We start from the raw sequence: 5,185 nt of genomic DNA, 5'->3' as shown, positions 1-5,185 counted from the left end.
CGCGCCGGCCAGCAGGCTCGACAGCGCGGTCCGCGAGATCGGGCCCCGCGCGCCGTCGCGGATCGGCGCCGACCCCGGCAACCGGCGGCGCACGGCGATCTCGTCGCCGCCCGCCGCGTCGGCGAGAAACCGGGCGAAGCTGCGCTTCCCGCGCCTGCCCACGCCGCGGAAACCGAGGAGGAATCCGGCGGTCCCGTGCAGCCCCTGGTTGCGCAGCAGCGCGCCCGACAGTCGCACGCCCGCCGGTGCGGCGCCGACGCCGGCGCGCAGAAACTGACCGACCATCGCGGGCAGTTCCCAGTACGCCTGCAGCCGGGTGATCCGCAGGTCCACCGGGTCGAGGTCGTACCGCAGGTAGGCGGGGATCAGCATGGTGACCGACGGGCTCATCACGACCTCGAGGGTGACGTCCCGGATGACGGTCGCGCCGGCGACGATGTCGCGGCGGGAGTGGGCGGTGATCTGCCGCGGCGCGATGAACGTGCGGTAGAAGCGGTCCATCTCCTCGCGGCCCCGGTGTGCGCGCGAACCCACGGGATCCTCGATCAGGGCGGTCGCGGCGAACAGGTCGAGCCAGCCCGCGCGGTCGTGGGCGGCCGCCCTGAGCAGGGATTGCTGCGCGGCGGCGAGCGTGTCGGCACGCGAGAAGGCCATATGGCGGTTTACCACCCGGCCGGTGCGGACCGGCGGGCAGACTGGGTGAGTACCGTGGAAGTCCAGGCTGCTGCCAGGAGGAGGACGGCGATGAGCAATGGACCTTTCGGATTCGATCCCGACGACCTCGACCGGGTGGCGCGGGAGGCGCTCGAGGGCGTCAGCAGGTTGTTCAGCACCTCGGGTGAACGCGCCGGGTGGGGAGCCCTGGTCGACGAGCTCGGGCGGTCCTCCCGGCCCCGCACCGAACCGGAGACCACCGGTGAGGCCGGCGACGGAGTCTGGGCGATCTTCACCGTCGACGACAACGGTGGCGCCCGCATCGAACAGGTCTATCCGACCGAACTCGACGCACTGCGGGCCAACAAGAACAACACCGACCCGGCGCGCCGGGTCCGGTTCCTGCCCTACGGCATCGCCGTCAGCGTCCTGGACGCCAGTTCCGAGGACCGCCCCGAAGAGCGCACCGAAGAGTAAGCCCGGGAGTAACGGGGAAATCTCTCGTCGGCACCGCGGCAGCCGTTAGGATTTGCGGCGCGGGGCCGACGAATGCAGCGCTGGGCTGGTCAGATCTGAGGGTGGACATGTTTCGCAGACTTCTCGTGAGCGCGGCGGCAGCCGGCGCGGTGATCGCACTGGCACCGGGCGCCGCGGCGGACCCGCAGACCGACTACCCGGACGATCCGGGGCGTTACTCGACCGACGTGCCCGGCATGAACTACGAGGCCCGGCTCAGCGCGCCGTGCTTCAACTGGGAGCGCAACGTGTTCGGCCGCGGTCGCGGCGGCGAGCCGCTGCAGTGCAAGTACATCCCCAACCAGACGCAGCCTCCGGGCAGCGGCGGGTACTGGACCAGCTCGTATGCTCTCTACGGCGTCCAGCAGGTCGGTTCGCCGTGTCCCAGCCCGCAATCGGCGGCACAGTCACCCGACGGCAAGCCGATGCTGTGCCTCGGTGCCCGGGGCTGGCAGCCCGGGGTGAAGACAGGCGCCGGCTTCTTCCCGATGTGATCACCCCGACCATACAGATGTTGCAGCAATGTATGGTCTTGGCATGACCAGCGGCGCCGTCGCCTTCGACCTGTCCACCGTCTTCGGCACCGTCGCACAGGCGATCCCGGACCACACCTTCCTGGTCTGGCGCGACCGACGGCTGAGCTACGGCCAGGTCGAGGCCCGGGCGACCGGCGTGGCCAACCATCTCGCGAGCCGCGGCCTCGGCTGCCACGTCGAACGCCCCGACCTCGGCGGGCACGAGTCCGGTCAGGACCATCTCGGCATCTACCTGCGCAACGGCAACGAGTACATCGAGACGATGGTCGGCGCGTTCCGCGCGCGGGTCGCGCCGTTCAACGTCAACTACCGCTACGTCGGCGAGGAACTGGTCTACCTGTTGACCGACGCCCGGGCCAGGGCGCTCGTGTACGCCGCCGAGTTCGCCCCGCAGGTCGCGGCCATCCGTGACCAGCTGCCGCATCTCGAGGTGCTCATCCAGGTGGCCGACGGCTCGGGCAACGACCTGCTGCCCGGCGCCGTCGACTACGAGTCGGTCACCGAGTCGCCCGCCCCCGCGTGCGGACTGCCCACGCCGTCGGGCGACGATCTCTACGTCCTGTACACCGGCGGCACCACCGGCATGCCCAAGGGCGTGCTGTGGCGCCAGCACGACATCTTCATGTCGTCGATGGGCGGGCGCCCCTTCGGCAGCGACACGTTCCTGACCTCGTACGCCGAACTCGCCGAGAGCGCCACCGCGTCGGCCGGTGTGATGTCGATGCTGATGATCCCGCCGTTCATGCATGGCGCCGCGCAGTGGGCCACGTTCACCGGCGTGACGATGGGCGGAAAGATCGTCATTCCCGACCACGTCGACCGGCTGCGGCCCGAGGACGCGCTGCGGGTGGCCGAGCGGGAACGCGTGCTGAGCATCCCGATGGTCGGCGACGCCGTCGCACGCCCGCTGGTCGAGGAGATCGAGCGGGGCGACTACGACCTCTCGGGCCTGGTCACGATGACCAACGGCGGTGCGCCGCTGTCCCCCACGGTGCGGGACCGGATCCTGGCCGCCGTGCCGCATGTCATGGTGATGGACGCGGTGGGGTCCTCGGAGTCGGGCGCCCAGATGAGCGCCTACACCGCGGCAGGTGCGGCGGAATCGGGAGCGAGGCCGGCGGTCTTCGACCCGCAGGCCGACACGGCCGTGGTGTCCGCCGATCTGACCCGGGTGCTCGGCCCGGGCGAGGGTCAGGGCTGGCTGGCCCGGCGGGACCTGATCCCGCTGGGGTATCTGGGCGACGAGGCCAAGACCGCGAGGACGTTCCCGACGATCGACGGGGTCCGCTGGTCGGTGCCCGGCGACCGGGCCAACGTCCTCGACGACGGCCGGATCGAGCTGCTGGGCCGCGACTCGGTCACCATCAACTCCGGCGGTGAGAAGATCTTCGTCGAGGAGGTCGAGCGGGCCATCGCCGCGCACCCCGCCGTCTACGACGTCGTGGTGGTGGGACGGCCGTCGGAACGCTGGGGCAGCGAGGTCGTCGCCGTCGTCCAGTTCGCCGACGGCAGCTCGGCCACCGACGACGAGCTCGTCGATGTCTGCACGAAATCCATTGCGCGCTACAAGATCCCGAAGGCGTTCATCCGGACGACGAAGGTGGTGCGGTCACCGGCGGGCAAGGCCGACTACCGGTGGGCCAAGGCGCTGGCGACGGATTCGGTGGCGGGCAGCACCGCCTGACGGCGCCGCCTCATGTAGCGGGAACGGCGCCCAGCACCCGCTGCAGGTCGGGCTTCATCGCCTGCAGTTGCTGGCCCCAGTAGGCCCAGCTGTGGGTGCCGTCGGGGAAATCGAACATCCCGTTGCGGCCGCCCGCTGCGACGTAGCGGTCGCGGAAGGCGATGTTGGACTTGATCGCGAAGCCTTCGAGGAATCCCAGGCCCGCGACCGGTGCGGTGGACCCCGCGGCGTCGACGCCGGTCGGGGTGCCGTTGCCGCAGTAGATCCAGACCCGGGTGTTGTTGGCCACGAGCCTGTCGACGTTGACCGTGGGATCGTTGCGGGCCCACGCCGGGTCGCCCGGCGGTCCCCACATCGCATCGGGGTTGAACCCGCCGTTCCACATCATCGCGACGCGGACCTGGCCCGCCCATTCGGGGGCGGACAGGTTGAGGAAGCCCGACAGCGAACCGGCGTAGACGAACAACTGCGGGTGGTGGGCGGCGAGCACGAGCGCGGACGACCCGCCCATCGAAAGACCGACCGCCGCATTGCCACTCGCCGCGACATCGCGGTTGGCCGCCAACCACGCCGGCAACTCCTGAGTCAGGAACGTCTCCCACTTGTAGGTGTAGGTGCCGCTGTTGCCGACCGCAGGCTGGTACCAGTCGCTGTAGAAGCTGGACTTGCCGCCGACCGGAAGCACCATCGACAGGCCTGAGCCGTTGTACCAGTCGAACACCGCCGTGTTGATGTCCCACCCGTTGCGGTCGTCGCCCGCCTCCATGCTGTCGAGGAGGTACACCGCGTGCGAACCCGGACCGCCGCTGAGGAATTCGACGCGGATCGGGCGGCCCATCGCCGCTGAGGGAACCTCGAGTTGTTCGACGGGCAGGTCCGGGCTGGAGTACGCGTCGGCGGTGACCGTTCCGGCGGTGCACGCTATCAGCGCGGAGAGCACCGCGACGGCGGTGAGCCGTCCCAGCCGTCGTGACCATCGCATATCAATGAACGCCATCACTGACCCCCACCTTCGTCCGATCCAGGCTGGGGCGGACGATACGCGCGAGCCCGGTTCCGCGGCCGGTTTTCGACATTCCCCGCGCGGACGGTGTCAGCGCCCGAAACACGCTGTGGCGGGCCACAATCAATGTGGATGCATCCTCACTCAACGGTTGCGCTCCGGCGGTGACGATTTCAGCTGCGGCACAGACGGTTTGGATGAACGCACCGCGCGCAGACATCTGCGCCGCGGGCCGGCGGGCAACGCAGCACCGGCTAGCGGTGCCCCGGCCAGGCCGGGGCACTACCATCAGCCGGTGCCCGCACACACAGGGCGATGGCAATCGCTGCACACCCGGCTGCTGAGGCTGGTGGTGCGCCCGACGGCGCCACCGCTGTGGGTCGGGGTGCTGGTCGCGGTCGGGTTCATCGTCGCCGAGACGCTGCTGGTCCTGCAGCTCAAGCGGGTGGCCCCGGAGAACGCGTTCGGGGCGGTGTTCCTGCTCGGCGTGCTCGTGGTGTCGGCTGCCTGGGGGCTCGGCCTGGCGGTCGCCACCTCGGTGGTCAGCGCCGCGGTCTACATGTACTTCCACCTGGAGGGCACCGACAGCGTGGCGCCCGCGCTGTTCGTCTTCCTGCCGCTGGCGCTGCTGGCCAATCTGCTCGCCGGGCAGGCGAGACTGCGGGCCGCCGAGGCCGAGCAGCGCCGCATCGAGGCCGACCTCTCCGCCGAACTGGCCCGCTCGACGCTGCGGGCGGGTGACCTGCGCGACGCACTCGACGGCGCGGGCCGGCGGGTGGCCGAGGTGCTCGG

At 70.5% G+C, this 5,185-nt stretch carries 6 protein-coding genes; 4 read left to right on the top strand and 2 right to left on the bottom strand.

Annotated elements, in window-relative coordinates:
- Positions 1–654: nuclear transport factor 2 family protein (locus tag Q2100_RS23050; protein WP_302915931.1), on the bottom strand; the 654-nt coding region annotated here is incomplete at its 3' end.
- Positions 655–744: 90 nt separating this feature from the next.
- On the opposite strand from Q2100_RS23050, the gene Q2100_RS23045 reads away from it, so the two are divergent.
- From Q2100_RS23045 to Q2100_RS23035, 3 genes are all read left to right on the top strand, one after another.
- Positions 745–1,131: an Rv0313 family protein gene (locus Q2100_RS23045; RefSeq protein ID WP_302915930.1), complete on the top strand. Its 387-nt coding sequence runs from the start codon at positions 745–747 to the stop codon at positions 1,129–1,131.
- Positions 1,132–1,238: 107 nt separating this feature from the next.
- Entirely contained in the window at positions 1,239–1,664 is a 426-nt protein-coding gene (locus Q2100_RS23040) for a hypothetical protein (protein WP_302915929.1), read from the top strand.
- A 43-nt stretch (positions 1,665–1,707) separates the two neighbouring features.
- Positions 1,708–3,390 (top strand): acyl-CoA synthetase, encoded by a 1,683-nt coding sequence (locus Q2100_RS23035; protein ID WP_302915928.1) that lies wholly within the window; start codon positions 1,708–1,710, stop codon positions 3,388–3,390.
- Between the two features lie 10 nt (positions 3,391–3,400).
- Here the strand turns inward: Q2100_RS23035 and Q2100_RS23030 are convergent, their stop codons facing one another.
- The gene (locus Q2100_RS23030; protein ID WP_302915927.1) at positions 3,401–4,387 is read right to left on the bottom strand and encodes an esterase family protein; all 987 of its coding nucleotides are present in this window, start codon (positions 4,385–4,387) and stop codon (positions 3,401–3,403) included.
- Positions 4,388–4,718: 331 nt separating this feature from the next.
- Between Q2100_RS23030 and Q2100_RS23025 the strand changes: the two genes are divergently transcribed.
- Positions 4,719–5,185 (top strand): DUF4118 domain-containing protein (locus tag Q2100_RS23025; protein ID WP_302915932.1); only part of this gene is annotated, 467 nt, incomplete at its 3' end.

The organism is Mycolicibacterium arseniciresistens (assembly GCF_030519285.1).
In the GTDB taxonomy this organism is placed as follows: Bacteria; Actinomycetota; Actinomycetes; order Mycobacteriales; family Mycobacteriaceae; genus Mycobacterium; species Mycobacterium arseniciresistens.
Note: the sequence above shows the minus strand (reverse complement) of the source record. Positions and strands in the feature narration are given on the sequence as shown.

Excerpts from the sequence above, each read along its gene's own strand:
- Q2100_RS23040 (WP_302915929.1), top strand. The coding sequence starts at position 1,239 with ATGTTTCGCAGACTTCTCGTGAGCGCGGCGGCAGCCGGCGCGGTGATC.
- Q2100_RS23045 (WP_302915930.1), top strand. The coding sequence starts at position 745 with ATGAGCAATGGACCTTTCGGATTCGATCCCGACGACCTCGACCGGGTG.
- Q2100_RS23035 (WP_302915928.1), top strand. The coding sequence starts at position 1,708 with ATGACCAGCGGCGCCGTCGCCTTCGACCTGTCCACCGTCTTCGGCACC.
- Q2100_RS23030 (WP_302915927.1), bottom strand. The coding sequence starts at position 4,387 with ATGGCGTTCATTGATATGCGATGGTCACGACGGCTGGGACGGCTCACC.